We start from the raw sequence: 20,596 nt of genomic DNA on the forward strand, positions 1-20,596 counted from the left end.
TGGTTGCTCGCGCAGTTCCCCGCGCCCCTGGAGGGACGGGCCCGCGCCCCTGGAGGGACGGGCCTGCGGCCCGCCCTCCCCGTGAAAAGCACGGGGCGCAGCCCCGGTCGCTTTTCAGGGGCGCGGGGAACTGCGCGACAAGCCCCCACTCACCCGCACCCGCCGAACCGACAGCTCGCCCCGAGCTCCTAGGCGCCCGACACCCTCGCGATCCGCGCCACCGTCGCCCCCGTCAACGCCGCCAGATCCCCCGGCGCCAGCTCGACCTCCAGCCCCCGGCGGCCCGCCGAGACGCAGATCGTGGCGTGGCCGGAGGCCGACTCGTCCAGGACCGTGCGGATCTTCTTGCGCTGGCCCAGGGGGGAGATGCCCCCGCGGACGTACCCCGTCGTGCGTTCGGCCAGCGTGGGGTCCGCCATCGCCGCGCGCTTGCCGCCGACCGCCGTCGCCAGCGACTTCAGGTCCAGCTGGCCCGCGACCGGCACCACGGCCACGACCAGCGCGCCGTCGACGTCCGCGACGAGGGTCTTGAAGACACGCTCGGGTGAGACGCCCATCGCCTCCGCCGCCTCCTCGCCGTAGGAGGGGTGGGACGGGTCGTGCTCATAGGCGTGGACGGTGAACTCCACGCCCGCCGCCGTCAGCGCCACCGTCGCCGGCGTGCCCCCCGCCTGCTGCTTCTTCGCCTTCTTCGCCATCCCAGCCTGTTCCCGGTAGCAGTGTCCGCGAGCCGTCCTCAGTTGAGGCTCGTCGGACCCCGCGTCAGCTCCGACGCGGGCAACGACGGCAGACTACGGATGATCGCGCTCTCGGCGCGCAGGAGTTTCAGCTCGTCACGCAGCCGGGACGCGGTGTCGGGGGCCTGGAGGAGCCGCTGCTTGGCCGGGGTGTCGAGCATCATCGCCGCGGCGACCAGGTACGACACCACGGCCGGCTCGTCGGGCAGGTCCGCGCCCGTCGACAGCGAGCGCTCCCGCGCCCCCGCCAGACGCTTCTGGTACTGGCGGAAGGCCCGCAGCACGCCCTCGGCGAGCGCGCCCGCCTCGTCGCCGGGTGCCTCCGGCAGCTCCTCCAGGTCCGCCACGAGGAACGGTCCCGTCGTGTCGAGGGAGAGCAGCCGCACCCGGTTCGTGCCGGTGGCGAGGACCTCGAACGTGCCGTTGTCGCGCTCCCGGATGGTGGCCGCGTCGGCGATGCAGCCCACCGTGTGGAACGCCTTGGCCGGGTCGTCGCCGAATCCGGCGGTCGGGCCGCGCTCCGGGAGCGCCGTCGGATCCGGCATGCCGGGCGCGCTCGGCGCGACCTCGTGGCCGTCGCGGATGGCGACGACGGCGAAGCGGCGGGGTTCGTCCTCGGGGGTCTTCAGCAACTCGCGCATCATGGCGCGGTAGCGCTCCTCGAAGATGTTCAGAGGAAGCACGAGCCCCGGGTACAACACCGAGTTCAGGGGGAAGAGCGGCAGCCGGACGGTGGTCACGAGGCCAGAGCCTAGTCGCCGTCGGGGCGCGCGCGTTCGCTCGTACTGGTTTGTGACCTTGCCGCGGGCCTCCCGGCGCGCTTCCCGGACCGGGTCAGCAGCGGCATCGAGGACGCCACCTCCAGCCGTACCCCGTCCCGCAGTTGGAGGAACTGGCCCAACGGATCGCCGGAGACCCGGTCCCAGGGGAACGAGGTGGCGTACGGGCCGATCCTGCGCAGTTGCTCCAGGGCGTCCGGCCAGCGTTCGAGGCGGACCAGGACATAGGTGAGGAGGTTGCGGACCTCGGCGGGCCACGGGTCGCCCGGCTCGTACGCGGCGGAGAGCGCGATGGCCCGGTCGGCCGCCTCGTCCAGCCGGGCGCGCCGCACCTCGGGGCCGCCGCCGTCGACGAGATGGGCGAAGGCCGCCCGGACCGGCAGGGCCTGGACGAGGGAGCCGGGCAGGGCGTCCTCGGCGGCCCGTTCGGCGAAGTCGAAGCACTCGGGGTGCGAGCCGTACCAGGCGGCGGAGAGGTACTTCAGGGCCGAGACATGACAGCCGTAGTGGTGCGGGGAGCGGCGGACGGCCTGCGCCCACAGCCGCTCGAAGCCGGCGCGGCCGACGCCCGTGCCCCGCGCGTGGTCCAGGGCGATCCGCCACGGCACGGGGTCGCGCGGCGCGCGCTCGGCGGCCGCCATGATCAACGGTCCCGCCTCGCGCAGCAGTTCCACCCTGGCGGGGGATTGCCAGCCGCGGGACACCGCCAGCTCGGCCCTGACCAGCAGGACGTCCGGGTCGTACGGGGCGGCGCGCCGCCACTCGCGCAGCCAGGGGTCGCGCGCCCGCGCGAAGGCGGCGAACCGCAGCGCGTACCGGTCGCGGTTCTCCCATTCCACCGCCTCCCGCGTCGTCGCGAGGAGCCGGGCCGCGGGCGCGTACTCCCCCCGGCCGGCCGCGACCAGCGCGGGCCCGAGCCGCTCGTCGGGGGCGTCGAGCAGCACGTCGTCGTCGGCCGGCAGACCGTCGGCGAGGCCCGAGGTGTGCCGCGCCATCCGGGCCGTGCGCACGAGCGCACGCAGCAGGTCCATGTGGCGCGCCCCCTTTGCGCCCGGCCGGTCCGCTCGGCGGGACCGGTGCTCACCGTCTGTGTACAACGCCTCGACGGTGGTGTCGTGGTCGGTGGTTCGAGGGGAAGACGGAGCGCGGGCGACTCGGGTTGTGCCTCTTCACAACCTTTTCAGTTCCTGCTCAGCAGCCGTGTGGCGCCCGCGGCGACCGTCGTCGCGAGGATCCAGCCCAGCAGAATCACCACCACCGCGAGCCACTGCCAGCCGCCCCGCAGCTGCCAGTAGCCGACCTGGCCGAGGTCGATCACCGGGAGCAGCAGGTCCAGGGCGAACAGTGTCGGACTCCAGTGCGGGTGCTCACCGGATTTCAACGGCGGATGGTCCGCGTGGGAGAAGGCGTACGAGGCGAGCGCCCACAGCAGAGCCATCCAGACCGCGGCCCGGCCCGGCCGGTAGCCGTACGCCACCGTCCAGTCCTGCGCGTAGCCCCACAGCTTGGCCGCGAGCGGCAGGTTCTCCCGGCGGTGGCGCTGCTTGGCGAGGAGCACGTCGCGGGCGCCCTCGTCGTCGCCACTGGCCCGCAGCACGGTCGCGAGCCGCTCGTACGGCTCCGGCTGGTACTCGGGGGTCGCCGCCGCCACCCACTCCAGCCGTCCGGCCAGCGGGAACCGGTCGCGGGGCACGAGGTTCTCGTACTGGAAGCCGCCCATCTGGAGGTTGCCGGGGCCCGGCCAGCTGTCCGCCCGGTCGATGAGGACCCCGACCCGGGCGCCCGACAGCACGACCTTGCCGCGCTCGGGCCGCTCGCCGAGGAAGCGCAGCTCGGGCACCTGGACCCGGCGCAGGGACAGTTCCTGTTCGTCCGTGAAGGTGAACCTGGCCCGCTCCAGGTCGACGGCGTCCCCGAAACGCCCGTCGTCCAGCCGTATCCCGCCCTGGCACTCGAACCGCTGGACGCGGGTGCCGCGCGCGGGTGTGCTGCCGCTGGTGTACAGCGGATTGCCGACGCCGGCGGGGGTCAGATAGAGGGTGCGCTCGACGGTCAGCTGCGGCGCGTTCAGGGCGAGGCGGCCGTAGGGGTTGGCGAGCCGGCTGCCGCGCAGGCTCAGCGAGGCGCCGACGGTCGCCCCACGCAGACTCAGCTCCCCGTGCGACTCCAGCATCTCCGCCTGTACGTCCTGGGCGACGCTGAGACCGTCGGCGGAAAGGGAGCGGCCGTGCCGGTCGCGGTAGACGACCGCCTGGTTGAGCAGCAGATCGGTGCCGATGTGCGCGTCGGCGAGCCGCACCCCGTTGTGGAAGCGGCAGCGCGGCAGATGCAGATCGCCCTCGGTGTGCAGCCGGGCCGCCTCCAGCCGCGGCACCGAGCAGTCCACCAGCCGGATGGTGGTGAACCGGGCCTCCGGCACCAGGATCTCCTTCTCGAAGCGGCAGCCCTTCATCTCCACGTACGGCACCACCTGGCCGCCCGCCAGCTCCAGGACGCCCTTGACCTGCACGCCGACCAGCTTGAGCGCGGACACCCGGCCGGCCAGCGCGGGTGGCCCGTCCAGCAGCAGCCAGGCCACGATCCGGGCCCGTACCGTCCGCTCCGGGCCCCAGGGGTGGCCGCCGTGCGGATCGTCCTCGGCGGTGTCGCCGCTACGGAGGTCGTACACGCTGCCGTTGCGGAACGCCTGCCACATACCGGCCTCGGCGGCGGTGAGGTCGTCCGGGATGTCCCCGTCGTCCCGGATGGCGGCACCCTCGGTCACGGCTGTTCCTTCCTCCGTCTCCGTCACTCGTGTGTATCGCACAACAGTTCATGCTGGTGATGCCCGCTGAGTGACGCCCCGAACGCTAGACGTGAAGAGGATCTTCCGGGTTCTGCCGTCGACGCGTATCAGCCATTGGAACGCGCGGACAGCCGCCGACCGAGGTCTGAGAGAATTGGGCGTGTGATCTCCCGAATCGATCTGCGCGGCGACGCCCTCCCGAAGGGACCCGCCCTGCGCGACCTGCTGCCCCGAGCCGACTTCGACGTCTCGGCCGCCCTGGAGAAGGTGCGTCCGATCTGCGAGGCCGTGCATCATCGCGGGGACGCGGCGCTGATCGACTTCGCCGAGAAGTTCGACGGCGTACGCCTCACCTCCGTGCGGGTCCCGGCCGAGGCCCTCACGGACGCGCTGGACCAGCTCGATCCGGCCGTCCGCGCGGCGCTGGAGGAGTCCATCCGCCGCGCCCGCCTCGTCCACCGCGAGCAGCGCCGCGCCACGCACACCACCGAGGTCGTGCCCGGCGGCACCGTCACCGAGAAGTGGGTGCCGGTCGAGCGCGTCGGCCTCTACGCCCCCGGCGGCCGCTCGGTCTACCCCTCCTCCGTGATCATGAACGTGGTCCCGGCGCAGGAGGCGGGCGTCCCCTCGATCGCGCTGGCCTCGCCCGCGCAGGCCGAGTTCGACGGCCTGCCGCACCCCACGATCCTCGCCGCGTGCGCCCTCCTCGGCGTCGACGAGGTGTACGCGGCCGGCGGCGCCACCGCCGTCGCGATGTTCGCGTACGGCACCGAGTCCTGCCCGCCGGCCAACATGGTCACCGGGCCCGGCAACATCTGGGTGGCCGCCGCCAAGCGCTACTTCACCGGCGTCATCGGCATCGACTCCGAGGCCGGCCCCACCGAGATCGCGGTCCTCGCCGACGACACCGCCGACCCGGCGCACGTCGCCGCCGACCTGATCAGCCAGGCCGAGCACGACCCGCTGGCCGCCGCCGTGCTCGTCACCGACTCCGTCGCACTCGCCGACGCCGTCGAGAAGGAACTGGGCCCGCAGATCGAGGCCACCAAGCACATCGAGGACCGGATCCGCCCCGCCCTCGCGGGCCGCCAGTCCGCGATCGTCCTGGTCGACGGCGTCGACGAGGGCCTGCGGGTCGTCAACGCCTACGGCGCCGAACACCTGGAGATCCAGACCGCGGACGCCACCGCCGTCGCCGAGCGCGTCGTCAACGCGGGCGCCGTCTTCATCGGCCCCTGGGCGCCGGTCTCGCTCGGCGACTACGCGGCGGGCTCCAACCACGTGCTCCCGACCGGAGGCTGCGCCTGTCACTCCTCCGGTCTGTCCGTCCAGTCCTTCCTGCGCGGCATCCACATCGTCGACTACACGCGGGACGCGCTGGCCGACGTCGCGCACCACGTGGTCACGCTGGCGGAGGCGGAGGACCTGCCCGCGCACGGCGCGGCGATCAAGGCAAGGTTCGGCTGGAAGGTACCTGGTCAGTGAGCTTCGGAATCGACGATCTCCCCGTCCGGGACGAACTGCGCGGCAAGAGCCCCTACGGCGCGCCCCAGCTCGACGTCCCGGTACGGCTGAACACCAACGAGAACCCCTACCCCCTGCCCGAACCGCTGGTCGAGCGGATCGCGGAGCGGGTGCGCGAGGCGGCACGGAACCTCAACCGCTACCCCGACCGGGACGCGGTGGAGCTGCGGACCCGGCTCGCCGAGTACCTGACGCGGACCTCCGGGTTCGCCGTGGACGTGACGAACGTCTGGGCGGCCAACGGCTCCAACGAGGTCATCCAGCAGCTGCTGCAGACCTTCGGCGGCCCCGGCCGCACGGCCATCGGCTTCGAGCCGTCGTACTCGATGCACGGACTCATCGCGCGGGGCACCGGCACCGGCTGGATCTCCGGCCCCCGGGGCGACGACTTCACGATCGACCTCGCGGCGGCCGAGCGGGCCGTCGCCGAGCACCGGCCCGACGTCGTCTTCGTGACCACCCCCAACAACCCCACGGGCAACGCGGTCCCCCGGGAGACGGTCCTCGCCCTGTACGAGGCCGCCCAGGCGGCGAAGCCGTCCATGGTCGTGGTCGACGAGGCCTACGTCGAGTTCAGCCACGGCGACTCCCTGTTGCCGCTGCTCGAAGGACGGCCGAATCTCGTAGTCTCGCGCACCATGTCCAAGGCCTTCGGCGCCGCCGGACTGCGCCTCGGCTACCTCGCCGCCCACCCGGCGGTCGTGGACGCGGTCCAGCTCGTACGGCTGCCGTACCACCTCTCCGCCGTCACCCAGGCGACCGCCCTGGCCGCCCTGGAGCACACCGACACCCTCCTCGGCTATGTCGAGCAGCTGAAGGCGGAGCGGGACCGGCTGGTCGTCGAGCTGCGCGCCCTCGGCTACGACGTCACCGAGTCCGACGCCAACTTCGTGCAGTTCGGGACGTTCGACGACGCGCACAAGATGTGGCGGAAGATCCTCGACCGGGGCGTCCTGGTCCGGGACAACGGCGTACCGGGTTGGCTGCGGGTGACCGCCGGAACCCCGGCCGAGAACGACGCGTTCCTCGACGCGGTACGTGAACTAGTGAGCCATGTGGGGGACACCCCCACACCCCCGGAGGAGCAGAGCGCATGAACCGCGTTGGACGCGTGGAGCGAGTCACCAAGGAGACGTCGGTCGTCGTGGAGATAAACCTCGACGGCACCGGCCGCACCGAGATCTCCACCGGGGTCGGCTTCTACGACCACATGCTCGACCAGCTCGGCCGACACGGTCTGTTCGACCTGACCGTGAAGACCGACGGCGACCTGCACATCGACTCCCACCACACCATCGAGGACACCGCCCTCGCACTGGGCGCCGCCTTCAAGCAGGCCCTCGGCGACAAGGTGGGCATCTACCGCTTCGGCAACTGCACGGTCCCGCTGGACGAGTCCCTCGCCCAGGTCACCGTCGACCTCTCCGGCCGCCCCTACCTCGTGCACACCGAGCCCGAGAAGATGGCGCCGATGATCGGCGAGTACGACACCACGATGACCCGGCACATCCTGGAGTCCTTCGTCGCCCAGGCCCAGATCGCGCTGCACGTGCACGTGCCGTACGGGCGCAACGCCCACCACATCGTCGAGTGCCAGTTCAAGGCGCTGGCCCGCGCCCTGCGCTACGCCTCCGAGCGCGACCCGCGCGCGGCCGGGATCCTGCCCTCCACGAAGGGCGCGCTGTGAACAGCCTCTCGACCATCCTGATCGTCGTCGGTCTGTTCCTGGTCGGCGGGATCATCTCCTTCGTCAAGCAGAAGATGCCGAAGGGCCTCATCGTGCTGCTCTCCCTCGCCGCCGCGATGTGCCTCGTCGCGGGCGTCATGAGGCTGGAGGTGTGGAATTGAGCACCGAGAACACGGGACCGGCGACCACCACGACCACTCCCGCCAAACACGTCGTCGTCTTCGACTACGGCTTCGGCAACGTCCGCTCCGCCGAGCGTGCCCTCGCGCGCGCGGGAGCCGACGTCGAGATAACGCGTGACTTCGACAAGGCGATGAACGCGGACGGGCTGCTGGTGCCCGGCGTCGGCGCCTTCGCCGCCTGCATGAAGGGGCTGAAGGAGGCGCGCGGCGACTGGATCATCGACCGCAGGCTCGCCGGCGGACGCCCGGTCATGGGCATCTGCGTCGGCATGCAGATCCTCTTCGCGCGGGGCATCGAGCACGGTGTGGAGACCGAGGGCCTCGACGAGTGGCCCGGCGCGGTCGAGCCGCTCCAGGCCGAGATCGTGCCCCACATGGGCTGGAACACCGTCGACGCCCCGGCCGGCTCGGAGCTGTTCGCCGGCCTCGACGCCGACGCCCGCTTCTACTTCGTGCACTCCTACGCCGTCCACGACTGGTCCATGGAGACGCACAACCCCCACATCACCGCGCCCAAGGTCACCTGGTCGACGCACGGCAAGCCCTTCGTGGCGGCCGTCGAGAACGGCGCCCTGTGGGCCACGCAGTTCCACCCCGAGAAGTCCGGCGACGCCGGAGCCCAGCTGCTGACCAACTGGATCGGAACCCTGTAGACCATGGCAAAGCTCGAACTCCTCCCCGCCGTCGACGTCCGCGACGGCCAGGCCGTCCGCCTCGTGCACGGCGAGTCCGGAACGGAGACCTCCTACGGCTCCCCGCTGGAGGCCGCCCTCTCCTGGCAGCGGGCGGGCGCCGAGTGGCTGCACCTGGTCGACCTCGACGCAGCGTTCGGCACCGGCGACAACCGTGAGCTGGTCGCCGAGGTCACCCGGGCCATGGACATCAAGGTCGAGCTGTCCGGCGGCATCCGGGACGACGCCTCCCTGGAGAAGGCCCTCGCCACCGGCTGCACCCGCGTCAACCTCGGCACCGCCGCCCTGGAGAGCCCCGAGTGGGTCGCCAAGGTCATCGCCGAGCACGGCGACCGGATCGCGGTCGGCCTGGACGTGCGCGGCACGACCCTCAAGGGCCGCGGCTGGACCCGCGACGGCGGCGACCTCTACGAGACGCTGGCGCGCCTCGACAAGGAGGGCTGCGCCCGGTACGTCGTCACCGACATCGCCAAGGACGGCACTCTCCAGGGCCCCAACCTGGAGCTGCTGCGCAACGTCTGCGCGGTCACCGACCGCCCGGTCGTGGCGTCCGGCGGCGTGTCGTCCCTCGACGACCTCCGCGCGATCGCCGAGCTGGTACCCCTCGGTGTCGAGGGCTCCATCGTCGGGAAGGCCCTGTACGCGAAGGCGTTCACCCTGGAAGAGGCCCTGGAGGCTGTGTCGTCATGACGTCCGATGCCGTGCGGCGAGTGCAGAGCGGGAGTCCCTGGGAGGAGTCCTTCGGCTCCGCGCGAGCCGTCGCGGCGGGCGACCGCGTGCTGGTGGCGGGCACCACGTCCTTCAAGGGCGACGTGCTGTACGGGGAGGGCGACCCGTACGAACAGGCAAAGGTGGCCTTCACCAGCGCGGTCGAGGCGCTCGGTGAGTTCGGGCTCGGCGCCGAGTCCGTGATCCGGACGAGGATGTACCTGGCGCACCTGCGGGACGTCGACGCGGTCGGGCGGGCCCACCGGGAACTGTTCGAGCCCGTGCGTCCCGCCGCGACCCTGCTGGTCGTGGACGGTTTCTTCGACCCGCGCATCCTCGTCGAAGTAGAAGTCGAAGCATTCAAGGGCCAGAGGCCTTCCTGAAGGAGCCGTGGATTCATGACCCTGGCGGTCCGAGTCATCCCCTGCCTGGACGTGGACAACGGCCGGGTCGTCAAGGGAGTCAACTTCCAGAACCTGCGTGACGCGGGCGACCCGGTCGAAATGGCCAAGGTGTACGACGCCGAGGGCGCCGACGAGCTGACGTTCCTCGACATCACCGCGTCCTCCGGCAACCGCGAGACCACCTACGACGTGGTGCGCCGCACCGCCGAGCAGGTCTTCATCCCGCTGACCGTCGGCGGCGGCGTCCGCACCGCCGAGGACGTCGACAAGCTGCTGCGGGCGGGCGCGGACAAGGTCGGCGTGAACACCGCGGCGATCGCCCGCCCCGACCTGATCCGCGAGATCGCCGAGCGCTTCGGCCGCCAGGTCCTGGTCCTGTCCGTGGACGCCCGGCGCACGGAGTCCGGCTCCTTCGAGGTCACCACCCACGGCGGCCGCAAGGGCACGGGCATCGACGCCGTCGAGTGGGCCCACCGGGCCGCCGAGCTGGGCGCCGGGGAGATCCTGCTCAACTCGATGGACGCGGACGGCACGAAGGACGGCTACGACCTGGAGATGATCACCGCCGTCCGCAAGCACGTCACGGTCCCCGTCATCGCCTCCGGCGGCGCGGGCAGGCTCACGGACTTCCCCCCGGCCATCGAGGCGGGCGCCGACGCCGTCCTCGCCGCCTCGGTCTTCCACTTCGGCGACCTCCGCATCGGCGAGGTCAAGAACGCGCTCAGGGAAGCGGGCCACCCGGTGCGGTGACCCCGCCGCGGTCATGACGGGCTGAGCCCCGGTCACTGGGTGGCCGGGGCTCAGCCGTGGGCACGGCAGCCGGGACGGAGCCCGGTCAGATGCCCAGCTGCTTGGTCTCGTGGAGTTTGGCGATCGCTTCCTTCTCGCCGTCCAGTTCCACGTCGGCGACCTGCTGGCGGCCGTAGAGGAACAGCAGCAGCTCCGACGGCTCGCCGGTGACCGTGACGACCGGGGTCCCCCGGTGGGCCACCGCCGTACGGCCGTCCGGGCGGCGCAGGACCAGACCGGTGGGGGAACCCCGGCCCATGAGGCGGGAGGTGCGCTCCAGCCGGGACCACAGGGCGTCCTGGAAGACATGGTCGAGTTCACGCGGCGACCAGTCGGGCCGGGCGCGGCGGATGTCCTCGGTGTGGACGTAGAACTCGATCGTGTTGGACGCCTCGTCGATCTGCTTGAGGGAGAAGGGCGAGAAACGCGGCGGGCCGGTACGGACGAGCTGGATCAGCTCCTCGTACGGCTTCGCGGCGAACTCCGCCATCACCCGGTCCAGGCGGGAGGCGAGCTGCTTGATGAGGATGCCCCCGGCGGCGTCGGGGCGACGCTCGCGCACCACCACATGCGCGGCCAGATCCCGGGTCGTCCAGCCCTCGCACAGGGTGGGGGCATCGGGGCCCGAAGTCTCCAACAGGTCGGCGAAGAGGAGCCGTTCACGCTTGGCATGGGTCGACATGCCGCCAGCCTACGACCGCCGCCCCCGGCAGCCCAGGGCAGGCCCCCGCCGACGCGCGGCCGGGCCGGTTGTTCGTACGACGATACGGTCCGGCCTGTGGACAACGGGCGGGGCCGTTCGCCGCGGCGCGGCACAATGGCACGCATGACCAGCACGCCGTCCCCCAGCAGCCCCAGCGGTCCCGGAGCCCCCAGCGGTCCCGGAGCACCGAGCGGCCCCGGCGCTCCCAGCGCGCTGGACCCCGAGATCGCCGCGCGCCTCAAGCGCAGCGCCGACGGGCTCCTGCCCGCCATCGCCCAGCAGTACGACACCGGCGAGGTGCTCATGCTCGGCTGGATGGACGACGAGGCGCTCCACCGCACCCTCACCACCGGACGCTGCACCTACTGGTCACGCAGTCGACGCGAGTACTGGGTGAAGGGCGACACCTCCGGCCACTTCCAGTGGGTGAGGTCGGTCGCCCTGGACTGTGACGCCGACACGGTCCTCGTCAAGGTCGACCAGGTCGGCGCCGCCTGCCACACCGGCGCCCGCACCTGCTTCGACGAGGACGTCCTCAAGGCTGTCGAGGGCGGCGCCGATTCCGGCGTACCGCCACTGGATCAGTAAGGTCAGCCGCCATGGACCTCGAGACGTTCCGCAAGCTGGCCTCCGACCGCCGTGTCATCCCCGTCAGCCGCAAGCTCCTCGCCGACGGCGACACCCCGGTCGCGCTCTACCGCAAGCTCGCCGCCGAGCGCACCGGCACCTTCCTCCTCGAGTCGGCGGAGAACGGCCGCTCGTGGTCCCGCTACTCCTTCGTGGGCGTCCGCAGCCACGCCACCCTCACCGCGCGGGACGGCCAGGCGCACTGGCTCGGCACCCCGCCGGTCGGCGTCCCGGCCGACGGCGACCCCCTCGCCGCCCTGCGCGCCACCATCGAGGCGCTCCACACCCCGCACCAGGAGGGCATGCCCCCCTTCACCGGCGGCATGGTCGGCTACCTCGGCTACGACATCGTGCGCCGCCTGGAGAAGATCGGCCCCGGCGAGCAGGACGACCTGCGGCTGCCCGAGCTGACCATGCTGCTGACGAGCGACCTGGCGGTCATGGACCACTGGGAGGGCTCGGTCCTGCTCATCGCCAACGCGATCAACCACAACGACCTGGACACGGGCGTCGACGAGGCCTACGCCGACGCCGTCGCCCGCCTCGACGCCATGCAGGCCGACCTCACCAGGCCCGTCGCCCAGCCCCCGGCGGTCCTCCCGCCCTCCGAGCTGCCCGAGTACACCGCTCGCTGGGGCGGCCCCGACTTCCAGGCGGCCGTCGAGGACGTCAAGGAGCGCATCCGCGCGGGCGAGGCCTTCCAGGTCGTCCCCTCCCAGCGCTTCGAGACCCCGTGCACGGCGAGCGCCCTCGACGTCTACCGCGTCCTCAGGGCCACCAACCCCTCCCCGTACATGTACCTGTTCCGGTTCGACGGCTTCGACGTCGTCGGCTCCTCGCCCGAGGCCCTCGTCAAGGTCGAGGACGGACAGGCCATGGTCCACCCCATCGCCGGCACCCGGCACCGGGGCGCCACCCCGCAGGAGGACCAGGCCCTCGCCGACGAACTGCTCGCCGACCCCAAGGAGCGCGCCGAGCACCTGATGCTCGTGGACCTGGGGCGCAACGACCTGGGCCGGGTGTGCGAACCGGGATCGGTCGAGGTCGTCGACTTCATGTCGATCGAGCGGTACTCCCACGTCATGCACATCGTGTCCACCGTCACCGGCCGTGTCGCCGCCGGCCGCACCGCGTTCGACGTGCTCACCGCCTGCTTCCCCGCGGGCACCCTCTCCGGTGCCCCCAAGCCGCGCGCGATGCAGATCATCGACGAGCTGGAGCCCTCCCGCCGCGGCCTGTACGGCGGCTGCGTCGGCTATCTCGACTTCGCGGGCGACTCGGACACCGCCATCGCCATCCGCACCGCCCTGCTGCGCGACGGCACGGCGTACGTCCAGGCCGGCGCCGGCATCGTCGCCGACTCCGACCCCGTCGCCGAGGACACCGAGTGCCGCAACAAGGCGGCGGCCGTGCTGCGCGCCGTGCACACGGCGAACCGGCTCGGACAATAGGGCGCTTCTCACGTGAACCCCGGGTGACAACCCACCCGGGGTTCAGGCGATAGTGGAGTACGTGACCGCAGTACCTCACCCCCGTTCCGAGCCCGCGTTCGTCCGTTCCGGCCGGCGCAGCCTCGCCCTGGCGTTGCTGAGCGGCGCGCTCGGCGCCGCCGTCGCGCTGCTCGCCACCCGCCAGCGCTGGTCGGAGGGCACGGCGTCGGTGGCCGGCGGCGCCTTCCCGCTGACCGCCAAGGGCAGCGACGTCACCGGCGTGCCCGCGGCCCTCGCCGTCGTGGGCCTCGCCGCGCTCGTCGCAGTCTTCGCCGTCCGCCGCTCCGGACGCGTCCTGGTCGCCGTGCTGCTCGCCCTCTCCGGCGCGGGCACCGTCGCGGCCGCCCTGTTCGGCGCCTACGACAGCTCGGCCCTCGACGACAAGGCCGCCGAGGCCTCCGGCGACACCTCCGCCACCGTCGACGCGCTCAGCCACACCGGCTGGCCGTACGTCGCGGCGGTCGGCGGCGCCCTGATCCTGCTCGCCGGGCTGCTCGCCCTGCGGTACGGACGGCTGTGGCCCGGGATGTCCGGCCGCTACGAGCGCGACGGCACCCCCCGGCAGCGCAAGGCCAAGCCGGTGGACCCCGACCGCCCCGAGGACATGTGGAAGGCCCTGGACCGGGGCGAGGACCCCACGGGACCGGACCCGATCTAGTCGGACCCGGGGGGCGGACCCCCACTCAAGGCACTCGTGGCCGTACGGGAGAATGGACGCCGAGCGTCCGGCTCACCACAGGCATCGAGCGCCACGCATCGAGCGACACGCACGAGCAGTCACTCGCACCGAGCAACTGCGCAACTGAGCAACGAGGAGCAACGTCATGGCGGGCAGCAGCCACGGCCACACCCCGGCCGCCTGGACCGGCGTCACCATCGCCTTCATCGGTTTCTGCGTCTCGGGCGCCTACATGGTGATGGCCGAACCGCTGGGATTCTGGGCGGGCATGGTCATCATCCTGCTCGGCGGCGTCGTGGGCATGATCATGAAGTCGATGGGCCTCGGCCAGGCGAAGTCGACGCACGGCGACGACTGGTCCGGCGCCGCGAAGGCGGAGGCCAAGGCCATCAGCGGCGAGCCCGTCCCCGCCAAGGGCTGACGCTCCGCACGGGGCGGTCAGGTCCGCCCCGGGGCGCCCGGCCGCCCTCACGCGCGCCTGCGGCGTCCGCCGGGCACAATGCGGTGTGTGAACGCCGAGCCCCAGCCAGTCGCGCCGCCCCCGCACGCCGTTCAAGCCGCCCCGGCCCGGGGCGGCGCGCTGCGACGGCTCTGGATCCCCGCCGCCGCCCTCGCGGCCGTCGGCGGGGCCTTCGCGTATGTCGCGGCCGTGGACCCGAACGAACCCGGCCACTACCCCGTCTGCCCGCTCTGGCGGTACACCGGCCTGTACTGCCCCGGCTGCGGCGGGCTGCGTAGCGCCCACGCCTTCGCCCACGGCGACCTCGCCACCGCCCTCCAGGACAACGCGCTGGCGGTGGCCGCTTTCCTGGCCCTGGCGGCGCTGTGGACCGTATGGGTGGTCCGGGCGGCCCTCGGACGGACGCTACGACTCGAACTCCGGCCCGCGGCCCTGTGGGCGCTCGGCGCGTCGGTGCTGGTCTTCACGGTCCTCCGGAACCTCCCGTTCGGCGCATGGCTTCACCCTTGATCGAACGGGGAAGTCCAGGATGGGGGAGGGACCGCCGTCAACCGGATGCGAGAGCTGTGCCCCGGTCCGGCTACCATCGCAGTGAACCGCCAGGACCCTGTGAAGCGCTCGTCAGCCGAAAATCGACTGTCGAACGTTGTCACCGACCGCAACCGTCTGAAAGGGGGCCGCTCGCGTGAGTGTGCTCGACGAGATCATCGACGGAGTCCGTGCCGACCTTTCGGAGCGGCAGGCCCGCGTCAGCCTCGAAGAGCTCAAGGAGCGCGCGGCCAAGGCTCCTGCGGCCAAGGACGGCGCGGCCGCCCTGCGCGGCGACGGCGTCAAGGTCATCTGCGAGGTCAAGCGCTCCAGCCCTTCCAAGGGCGCGCTCGCCGCGATCGCCGACCCGGCCGGCCTCGCCGCCGACTACGAGGCGGGCGGCGCCGCGGTCATCTCTGTCCTCACCGAACAGCGCCGCTTCGGCGGCTCGCTCGCCGACCTGGAGGCCGTGCGGGCCCGCGTGGACATCCCCGTGCTGCGCAAGGACTTCATCGTCACCTCCTACCAGCTGTGGGAGGCCCGCGCGTACGGCGCCGATCTGGCCCTGCTGATCGTCGCCGCCCTCGACCAGCCCGCCCTGGAGTCCCTGATCGAGCGCGCCGAGTCCATCGGGCTCACCCCGCTCGTCGAGGTGCACGACGAGGACGAGGTCGACCGGGCGGTCGACGCGGGCGCCCGGGTGATCGGCGTCAACGCGCGCAACCTCAAGACCCTCGAAGTGGACCGCTCCACCTTCGAGCGCGTCGCCCCCGAGATCCCCGACCGCATCGTCAAGGTCGCCGAGTCCGGCGTCCGCGGCCCCCACGACCTCATCGCCTACGCCAACGCCGGCGCGGACGCGGTCCTCGTGGGCGAGTCGCTCGTCACCGGCAAGGACCCGAAGACCGCCGTCGCCGACCTCGTCGCCGCAGGCGAGCACCCGGCGCTGCGCCACGGCCGGAGCTGACCGAGCGCCATGACCGACCGCACCACCGCCGCCGACCGCTCCGGGCACGTCCCGGCCGGGGCCGCGGTGTGCGTACGGGCGGCCACGACGGCCTCGCCCATGGCCGGTACGACCGAGCCCGGTGTCCCTCACACGGGTGAGATCGGGCCGGTAGGCTGTGCCCCGATGTTCTCGCTCACCATGACCACCAGGGACCGCTACGCCCGCCTCGCGCGCGGGTGCCGTCCCCGTGGCTGCCGGGCGCCGGCGCGCCGGGTCCACGGGCGCCGGGTCCGCTATGTCATCGGTGACGAGCCGGGCCAGGTGAACGGCATGCGATGGCCCCGGCCCGTGTCACCCGCGGTGCGCTGAGCCGATCTCCGCTCCGCACACCGGGTGACGCCTGTCCACCGGAGGACGCGTACGGCTCCGGCCGGTTCCGCGGCGCCGCACGAGCGGCCGCCCGCGACCGCCCCGCGCCGTTCGTCCCCGGTGACGTCCCTGTATGGGCCTCTCATCGTCCGTTCGACATCGGGGCCGTTGCCCCTGTGAGGTAAGCGCATGTCCAGCGAGTTCTTCATTCCCGACCCCGAGGGTCAGGTCCCCAGCGCCGAGGGGTACTTCGGCGCGTACGGCGGCAAGTTCATCCCGGAGGCGCTGGTCGCCGCCGTGGACGAGGTCGCCGTCGAGTACGACAAGGCGAAGGCCGACCCCGAGTTCGCGCGCGAGCTCGACGACCTGCTCGTTCACTACACCGGCCGGCCGAGCGCGCTGACCGAGGTGCCCCGGTTCGCCGAGCACGCCGGTGGTGCCCGGGTGTTCCTCAAGCGCGAGGACCTCAACCACACCGGATCCCACAAGATCAACAATGTGCTGGGGCAGGCCCTGCTCACCCAGCGCATGGGCAAGACCCGGGTCATCGCCGAGACCGGCGCGGGCCAGCACGGCGTCGCCACCGCCACCGCATGCGCCCTCTTCGGCCTCGACTGCACCATCTACATGGGCGAGATCGACACCCAGCGCCAGGCCCTCAACGTGGCCCGTATGCGCATGCTGGGCGCCGAGGTCGTCGCCGTGAAGTCCGGCTCCCGGACCCTGAAGGACGCCATCAACGAGGCGTTCCGCGACTGGGTGGCCAACGTCGACCGCACCCACTACCTGTTCGGCACGGTCGCCGGCCCCCACCCCTTCCCCGCCATGGTCCGCGACTTCCACCGGGTCATCGGGGTCGAGGCCCGGCGGCAGCTCCTGGAGAGCGCAGGGCGGCTGCCCGACGCGGCCGTGGCCTGTGTGGGCGGCGGCTCCAACGCCATCGGCCTCTTCCACGCCTTCATCCCGGACGCCTCCGTACGGCTCATCGGCTGCGAGCCCGCGGGCCACGGCGTCGAGACCGGCGAGCACGCGGCGACCCTGACCGCCGGTGAGCCGGGCATCCTGCACGGCTCGCGGTCGTACGTCCTCCAGGACGAGGAGGGGCAGATCACCGAGCCGTACTCGATCTCGGCCGGTCTGGACTACCCGGGCATCGGTCCCGAGCACGCCTACCTCAAGGACAGCGGGCGCGGCGAGTACCGCGCGGTCACCGACGACGCGGCCATGCAGGCACTGCGTCTGCTGTCGCGCACCGAGGGCATCATCCCGGCGATCGAGAGCGCCCACGCGCTCGCCGGTGCCCTGGAGGTCGGCAGGGAGCTGGGCAAGGACGGGCTGATCGTGGTCAACCTGTCCGGGCGCGGCGACAAGGACATGGACACCGCGGCCCGCTACTTCGGTCTCTACGACGAGGGGACCGACGCCGAGGTCGCCGCCAACGCCGCCGACACCGCCGAGATCGAGGGGGACGCCAAGTGAGCGGGAACATCCAGCTGTTGAGTGACACCCTCGCCGCCGCCAAGGCGGAGGGTCGGTCCGCGCTCATCGCCTATCTGCCGGCCGGGTTCCCGACCGTCGACGGCGGTATCGCCGCCATCAAGGCCGTCTTCGAGGGCGGCGCCGATGTCGTCGAGGTCGGTCTGCCGCACAGCGACCCGGTCCTCGACGGTCCCGTCATCCAGACCGCCGACGACATCGCCCTGCGCGGCGGCGTCAAGATCGCGGACGTGATGCGCACGGTGCGGGAGGCCTTCGAGGCCACCGGCAAGCCCGTCCTCGTCATGACGTACTGGAACCCCATCGACCGCTACGGCGTCGAGCGCTTCACCGCCGAGCTGGCGGAGGCCGGCGGCGCGGGCTGCATCCTGCCCGACCTGCCCGTCCAGGAGTCCGCGCTGTGGAGGGAGCACGCCGAGAAGCACGGTCTCGGCACCGTCTTCGTGGTCGCGCCCAGCAGCAAGGACGCCCGCCTCGCCGAGATCACCGCGGCGGGCAGCGGCTTCGTCTACGCCGCCTCGCTGATGGGTGTCACGGGCACCCGGGAGTCGGTCGGCGCCCAGGCGCAGGACCTGGTGGAACGCACCCGGGCCACGGGCTCCGGCCTGCCGGTCTGCGTCGGCCTCGGCGTCTCCAACGCAGAGCAGGCCGCCGAGGTCGCCGGGTTCGCCGACGGGGTGATCGTCGGCTCCGCGTTCGTGAAGCGGATGCTGGACGCCCCGGACGAGGCGGCCGGCCTGGACGCCGTACGGGAACTGGCCGGCGACCTCGCCAAGGGCGTGCGCCGGAGCGCGTGACAGGCGCGTCCGCCCCGGCGGACGAGGGGTGCGTGACGTTCACCCGTTTGTCGTACGGGGCCGGCGGGACGTAACGGATCATCCGCTCACTCGAAGGGGTGGAAGTGGGATCGGGGAGGCGCGGTGCGCCTCCCCGGTTCGTTCTGCGGGATGTGAGCGAGAAGAACCGTGAGGGAAAGCGCACCGCCCGTGAGCGGCTGGCGGAGGAGCGCGAGAAGCAGAAGGCCGCCGAGAAGCGCCGTCGGGCGTTGATCGTGGGTGCCTCGGTGGTGTGTGTCCTGGGGCTGGCCGCCGTGATCGGCGTCGTCGCGGCGAACGCGGGCAAGGACGACGGCGGAGACGCCTCGGGCCCGGTGGTGGTGCCCTCCGGGGCCAACGGCGAGAACAGCCTGGCGCTACCCGTCGGGGACGCCGGCGCCAGGTCCACCCTCACGGTCTGGGAGGACTTCCGCTGCCCGGCTTGCAAGTCCTTCGAGGACGCGTACCGCCCGACGATCCACGAGCTGACCGAGGCCGGTCAGCTGAAGGTGGAGTACCGCCTCGTCACCCTGATCGACGGGAACATGGGCGGCAGCGGCTCCCGCAAGGCCGCCAACGCCGCCGCGTGCGCGCAGAACGCCGGCAAGTTCCCGGCGTACCACGACGTGCTCTACCAGAACCAGCCGCCCGAGACCGACGACGCCTTCTCGCGGAACAGCAAGCTGATCGACCTGGCGAAGAAGGTCGACGGCCTCGACACCGCCGCTTTCCGCACCTGCGTGGAGAACGGCACGCACGACGCCTGGGTCGCCAAGTCGAACGAGGCCTTCCAGAAGGGCGGCTACGGCGGCACGCCGAGCGTCTTCCTCAACGGCACCAACATCTACGCCGACCGGTCGATGACCCCGGCCAAGCTGAAGCAGATGGTGGAGAAGAACGCCCAGGGATGAGACCGCGGGGGCGCACGGGGCCACGGGAACCCCTGTGGTTTCCGGGAGTTCACGGGGCGGTGTTATGGACCCGTTGCCGGGCCGCCCGCCGTCGGCCGGGCCCGGCAGGGTAGCGTCGACCCTGCCATGGAACTTGCCTACATTCCCAGCCCGTCGCGCGGGGTGCTGTACCTCGGTCCCGTCCCGCTGCGCGGCTACGCCTTCTGCATCATCATCGGTGTCTTCGTAGCCGTCTGGCTCGGCAACAAACGCTGGGTCGCCCGGGGCGGGCGCGCCGGCACGATCGCCGACATCGCGGTCTGGGCCGTTCCCTTCGGCCTGATCGGCGGTCGGCTCTACCACGTGATCACGGACTACGAGCTGTACTTCAGCGAGGGCCGTGACTGGGTGGACGCCTTCAAGGTGTGGGAGGGCGGCCTCGGCATCTGGGGCGCGATCGCCCTCGGCGCCGTCGGCGCGTGGATCGGCTGCCGCCGCCGCGGCATCCCGCTGCCCGCGTACGCCGACGCCGTCGCGCCGGGCATCGCCCTCGCCCAGGCGATCGGACGCTGGGGCAACTGGTTCAACCAGGAGCTGTACGGCAGGCCGACGGATCTGCCCTGGGCCCTGGAGATCACGTCCTCCACGGACGGCCGGATGCCGGGCACCTACCACCCGACCTTCCTGTACGAGTCGCTGTGGTGCATCGGCGTCGCGGTGCTGGTCATCTGGGCCGACCGGCGCTTCCGGCTCGGGCACGGGCGGGCGTTCGCCCTGTACGTCGCCGCGTACTGCGCGGGGCGGTTCTGGATCGAGTACATGCGGGTCGACGACGCGCACCACATCCTGGGCCTGCGGCTCAACAACTGGACCGCGCTGTTCGTGTTCGTGCTCGCCGTGATCTACATCGTGCTGTCGGCCCGGAAGCGGCCGGGGCGCGAGGAGATCGTCGAGCCGGGCGCCGGTGACGGCGACGACGATTCCACCGCCCTGAAGAAGGACGCGGACACGGAGTCGGAGAAGGCCGCCGACGAGACGACCGGCAAGAGCTCCGAGAAGACCGCCGAGAAGACCGCTGACAAGGGGGCCGACTCCGGTGAGCCCTCGGACAAGGCTTCCGGGACGGCCGAGAAGAAGCCGGACGCGAAGGCCGAGAAGGACGCGAAGGCCGAGAAGGACGCGAAGGTATCGGACGCCGCGCCGCAGGCCGCCGAGAAGAGCTGAGGCCCGCTCGCCCGCTGCGACCCGCCGTCTCGCGACGGACGTCGTCACCGCCCACCCGCCGGATCCGGCGGGTGGGCG

24 protein-coding genes are annotated in these 20,596 nt (G+C 72.1%); 19 read left to right on the forward strand and 5 right to left on the reverse strand.

Features of this window, described 5'->3' with window-relative positions:
* Positions 1 to 188: 188 nt before the first annotated feature.
* The 4 genes from ybaK to AOK15_RS02200 form a co-directional block, all read right to left on the reverse strand.
* Positions 189 to 698 (reverse strand): Cys-tRNA(Pro) deacylase, encoded by a 510-nt coding sequence (gene ybaK, locus AOK15_RS02185; protein WP_055512106.1) that lies wholly within the window; start codon positions 696 to 698, stop codon positions 189 to 191.
* A gap of 38 nt (positions 699 to 736) precedes the next feature.
* Positions 737 to 1,477 carry an LON peptidase substrate-binding domain-containing protein gene (locus tag AOK15_RS02190; protein WP_055512108.1) on the reverse strand — a complete coding sequence of 247 codons (741 nt, stop codon included), beginning with the start codon at positions 1,475 to 1,477 and terminating at the stop codon, positions 737 to 739.
* An 11-nt stretch (positions 1,478 to 1,488) separates the two neighbouring features.
* Positions 1,489 to 2,547, reverse strand: coding sequence for a hypothetical protein (locus AOK15_RS02195; protein WP_055512110.1), 1,059 nt, complete (start codon positions 2,545 to 2,547; stop codon positions 1,489 to 1,491).
* Positions 2,548 to 2,696: 149 nt separating this feature from the next.
* Positions 2,697 to 4,280, reverse strand: a complete 1,584-nt coding sequence (locus AOK15_RS02200; protein WP_055512112.1) for a hypothetical protein — start codon at positions 4,278 to 4,280, stop codon at positions 2,697 to 2,699.
* Between the two features lie 183 nt (positions 4,281 to 4,463).
* Here AOK15_RS02200 and hisD point away from each other — a divergent pair, with 183 nt between their 5' ends.
* From hisD to hisF, 8 genes are read left to right on the forward strand one after another with little or no spacing between them, the layout of a single operon-like run.
* Positions 4,464 to 5,786, forward strand: coding sequence for a histidinol dehydrogenase (gene hisD / locus AOK15_RS02205; RefSeq protein WP_055512114.1), 1,323 nt, complete (start codon positions 4,464 to 4,466; stop codon positions 5,784 to 5,786).
* Positions 5,783 to 6,922, forward strand: a complete 1,140-nt coding sequence (locus AOK15_RS02210; RefSeq protein WP_055512116.1) for a histidinol-phosphate transaminase — start codon at positions 5,783 to 5,785, stop codon at positions 6,920 to 6,922. Before hisD ends, AOK15_RS02210 begins: the two co-directional genes overlap by 4 nt.
* Positions 6,919 to 7,512, forward strand: coding sequence for an imidazoleglycerol-phosphate dehydratase HisB (hisB, locus tag AOK15_RS02215; RefSeq protein ID WP_055512118.1), 594 nt, complete (start codon positions 6,919 to 6,921; stop codon positions 7,510 to 7,512). Before AOK15_RS02210 ends, hisB begins: the two co-directional genes overlap by 4 nt.
* Positions 7,509 to 7,673, forward strand: coding sequence for a hypothetical protein (locus AOK15_RS45520; protein WP_055512120.1), 165 nt, complete (start codon positions 7,509 to 7,511; stop codon positions 7,671 to 7,673). The genes hisB and AOK15_RS45520 overlap by 4 nt, the downstream gene beginning before the upstream one ends.
* Complete coding sequence (gene hisH, locus AOK15_RS02225) at positions 7,670 to 8,347, forward strand: imidazole glycerol phosphate synthase subunit HisH (protein ID WP_055512122.1); 678 nt, start codon at positions 7,670 to 7,672, stop codon at positions 8,345 to 8,347. Before AOK15_RS45520 ends, hisH begins: the two co-directional genes overlap by 4 nt.
* 3 nt (positions 8,348 to 8,350) lie before the next feature.
* On the forward strand, positions 8,351 to 9,076 hold the full coding sequence (priA, locus tag AOK15_RS02230; RefSeq protein WP_055512123.1) for a bifunctional 1-(5-phosphoribosyl)-5-((5-phosphoribosylamino)methylideneamino)imidazole-4-carboxamide isomerase/phosphoribosylanthranilate isomerase PriA: 726 nt from the start codon (positions 8,351 to 8,353) through the stop codon (positions 9,074 to 9,076).
* On the forward strand, positions 9,073 to 9,477 hold the full coding sequence (locus AOK15_RS02235) for a RidA family protein (protein WP_055512126.1): 405 nt from the start codon (positions 9,073 to 9,075) through the stop codon (positions 9,475 to 9,477). The genes priA and AOK15_RS02235 overlap by 4 nt, the downstream gene beginning before the upstream one ends.
* A gap of 15 nt (positions 9,478 to 9,492) precedes the next feature.
* A complete protein-coding gene (hisF, locus tag AOK15_RS02240; protein WP_055512140.1) occupies positions 9,493 to 10,248 on the forward strand; it encodes an imidazole glycerol phosphate synthase subunit HisF in 756 nt (251 codons plus the stop codon).
* Between the two features lie 85 nt (positions 10,249 to 10,333).
* Here hisF and AOK15_RS02245 read toward each other — a convergent pair whose 3' ends face one another.
* The gene (locus tag AOK15_RS02245) at positions 10,334 to 10,969 is read right to left on the reverse strand and encodes a TIGR03085 family metal-binding protein (protein WP_055512144.1); all 636 of its coding nucleotides are present in this window, start codon (positions 10,967 to 10,969) and stop codon (positions 10,334 to 10,336) included.
* A 144-nt stretch (positions 10,970 to 11,113) separates the two neighbouring features.
* Here AOK15_RS02245 and hisI point away from each other — a divergent pair, with 144 nt between their 5' ends.
* From hisI to lgt, 11 genes are all read left to right on the forward strand, one after another.
* Positions 11,114 to 11,578, forward strand: a complete 465-nt coding sequence (gene hisI, locus AOK15_RS02250; protein WP_055512165.1) for a phosphoribosyl-AMP cyclohydrolase — start codon at positions 11,114 to 11,116, stop codon at positions 11,576 to 11,578.
* A gap of 11 nt (positions 11,579 to 11,589) precedes the next feature.
* Positions 11,590 to 13,068, forward strand: a complete 1,479-nt coding sequence (locus tag AOK15_RS02255; RefSeq protein WP_055512146.1) for an anthranilate synthase component I — start codon at positions 11,590 to 11,592, stop codon at positions 13,066 to 13,068.
* A 52-nt stretch (positions 13,069 to 13,120) separates the two neighbouring features.
* Positions 13,121 to 13,765 (forward strand): TIGR02234 family membrane protein, encoded by a 645-nt coding sequence (locus tag AOK15_RS02260; RefSeq protein ID WP_055512148.1) that lies wholly within the window; start codon positions 13,121 to 13,123, stop codon positions 13,763 to 13,765.
* A gap of 166 nt (positions 13,766 to 13,931) precedes the next feature.
* On the forward strand, positions 13,932 to 14,207 hold the full coding sequence (locus tag AOK15_RS02265; protein WP_055512151.1) for an HGxxPAAW family protein: 276 nt from the start codon (positions 13,932 to 13,934) through the stop codon (positions 14,205 to 14,207).
* Between the two features lie 78 nt (positions 14,208 to 14,285).
* Positions 14,286 to 14,756, forward strand: a complete 471-nt coding sequence (locus AOK15_RS02270) for a DUF2752 domain-containing protein (RefSeq protein ID WP_079058254.1) — start codon at positions 14,286 to 14,288, stop codon at positions 14,754 to 14,756.
* 175 nt (positions 14,757 to 14,931) lie between these two features.
* Positions 14,932 to 15,741 (forward strand): indole-3-glycerol phosphate synthase TrpC, encoded by an 810-nt coding sequence (gene trpC, locus AOK15_RS02275; RefSeq protein ID WP_055512152.1) that lies wholly within the window; start codon positions 14,932 to 14,934, stop codon positions 15,739 to 15,741.
* Positions 15,742 to 15,750: 9 nt separating this feature from the next.
* Positions 15,751 to 16,092, forward strand: coding sequence for a tryptophan biosynthesis modulator TrpM (gene trpM / locus AOK15_RS46420; protein ID WP_240508270.1), 342 nt, complete (start codon positions 15,751 to 15,753; stop codon positions 16,090 to 16,092).
* A gap of 189 nt (positions 16,093 to 16,281) precedes the next feature.
* Positions 16,282 to 17,571 (forward strand): tryptophan synthase subunit beta, encoded by a 1,290-nt coding sequence (gene trpB / locus AOK15_RS02285; RefSeq protein ID WP_055512155.1) that lies wholly within the window; start codon positions 16,282 to 16,284, stop codon positions 17,569 to 17,571.
* A complete protein-coding gene (trpA, locus tag AOK15_RS02290) occupies positions 17,568 to 18,386 on the forward strand; it encodes a tryptophan synthase subunit alpha (RefSeq protein ID WP_055512157.1) in 819 nt (272 codons plus the stop codon). The genes trpB and trpA overlap by 4 nt, the downstream gene beginning before the upstream one ends.
* A gap of 152 nt (positions 18,387 to 18,538) precedes the next feature.
* Complete coding sequence (locus AOK15_RS02295) at positions 18,539 to 19,315, forward strand: DsbA family protein (RefSeq protein WP_055512159.1); 777 nt, start codon at positions 18,539 to 18,541, stop codon at positions 19,313 to 19,315.
* A 126-nt stretch (positions 19,316 to 19,441) separates the two neighbouring features.
* Positions 19,442 to 20,518 (forward strand): prolipoprotein diacylglyceryl transferase, encoded by a 1,077-nt coding sequence (gene lgt, locus AOK15_RS02300; RefSeq protein ID WP_055512161.1) that lies wholly within the window; start codon positions 19,442 to 19,444, stop codon positions 20,516 to 20,518.
* Positions 20,519 to 20,596: the final 78 nt, after the last annotated feature.

This window comes from Streptomyces ossamyceticus (assembly GCF_001418475.1).
GTDB lineage: Bacteria > Actinomycetota > Actinomycetes > Streptomycetales > Streptomycetaceae > Streptomyces > Streptomyces ossamyceticus.

Bases quoted from the DNA above. Each gene is read 5' to 3' on its own strand.
- hisB (WP_055512118.1), top strand. From the start codon at position 6,919: ATGAACCGCGTTGGACGCGTGGAGCGAGTCACCAAGGAGACGTCGGTC.
- AOK15_RS02265 (WP_055512151.1), top strand. From the start codon at position 13,932: ATGGCGGGCAGCAGCCACGGCCACACCCCGGCCGCCTGGACCGGCGTC.
- ybaK (WP_055512106.1), bottom strand. From the start codon at position 698: ATGGCGAAGAAGGCGAAGAAGCAGCAGGCGGGGGGCACGCCGGCGACG.
- AOK15_RS02270 (WP_079058254.1), top strand. From the start codon at position 14,286: ATGCGGTGTGTGAACGCCGAGCCCCAGCCAGTCGCGCCGCCCCCGCAC.
- AOK15_RS02195 (WP_055512110.1), bottom strand. From the start codon at position 2,547: ATGGACCTGCTGCGTGCGCTCGTGCGCACGGCCCGGATGGCGCGGCAC.
- AOK15_RS02235 (WP_055512126.1), top strand. From the start codon at position 9,073: ATGACGTCCGATGCCGTGCGGCGAGTGCAGAGCGGGAGTCCCTGGGAG.
- lgt (WP_055512161.1), top strand. From the start codon at position 19,442: ATGGAACTTGCCTACATTCCCAGCCCGTCGCGCGGGGTGCTGTACCTC.
- AOK15_RS02255 (WP_055512146.1), top strand. From the start codon at position 11,590: ATGGACCTCGAGACGTTCCGCAAGCTGGCCTCCGACCGCCGTGTCATC.
- hisF (WP_055512140.1), top strand. From the start codon at position 9,493: ATGACCCTGGCGGTCCGAGTCATCCCCTGCCTGGACGTGGACAACGGC.
- trpM (WP_240508270.1), top strand. From the start codon at position 15,751: ATGACCGACCGCACCACCGCCGCCGACCGCTCCGGGCACGTCCCGGCC.
- AOK15_RS02245 (WP_055512144.1), bottom strand. From the start codon at position 10,969: ATGTCGACCCATGCCAAGCGTGAACGGCTCCTCTTCGCCGACCTGTTG.
- hisI (WP_055512165.1), top strand. From the start codon at position 11,114: ATGACCAGCACGCCGTCCCCCAGCAGCCCCAGCGGTCCCGGAGCCCCC.
- priA (WP_055512123.1), top strand. From the start codon at position 8,351: ATGGCAAAGCTCGAACTCCTCCCCGCCGTCGACGTCCGCGACGGCCAG.
- trpB (WP_055512155.1), top strand. From the start codon at position 16,282: ATGTCCAGCGAGTTCTTCATTCCCGACCCCGAGGGTCAGGTCCCCAGC.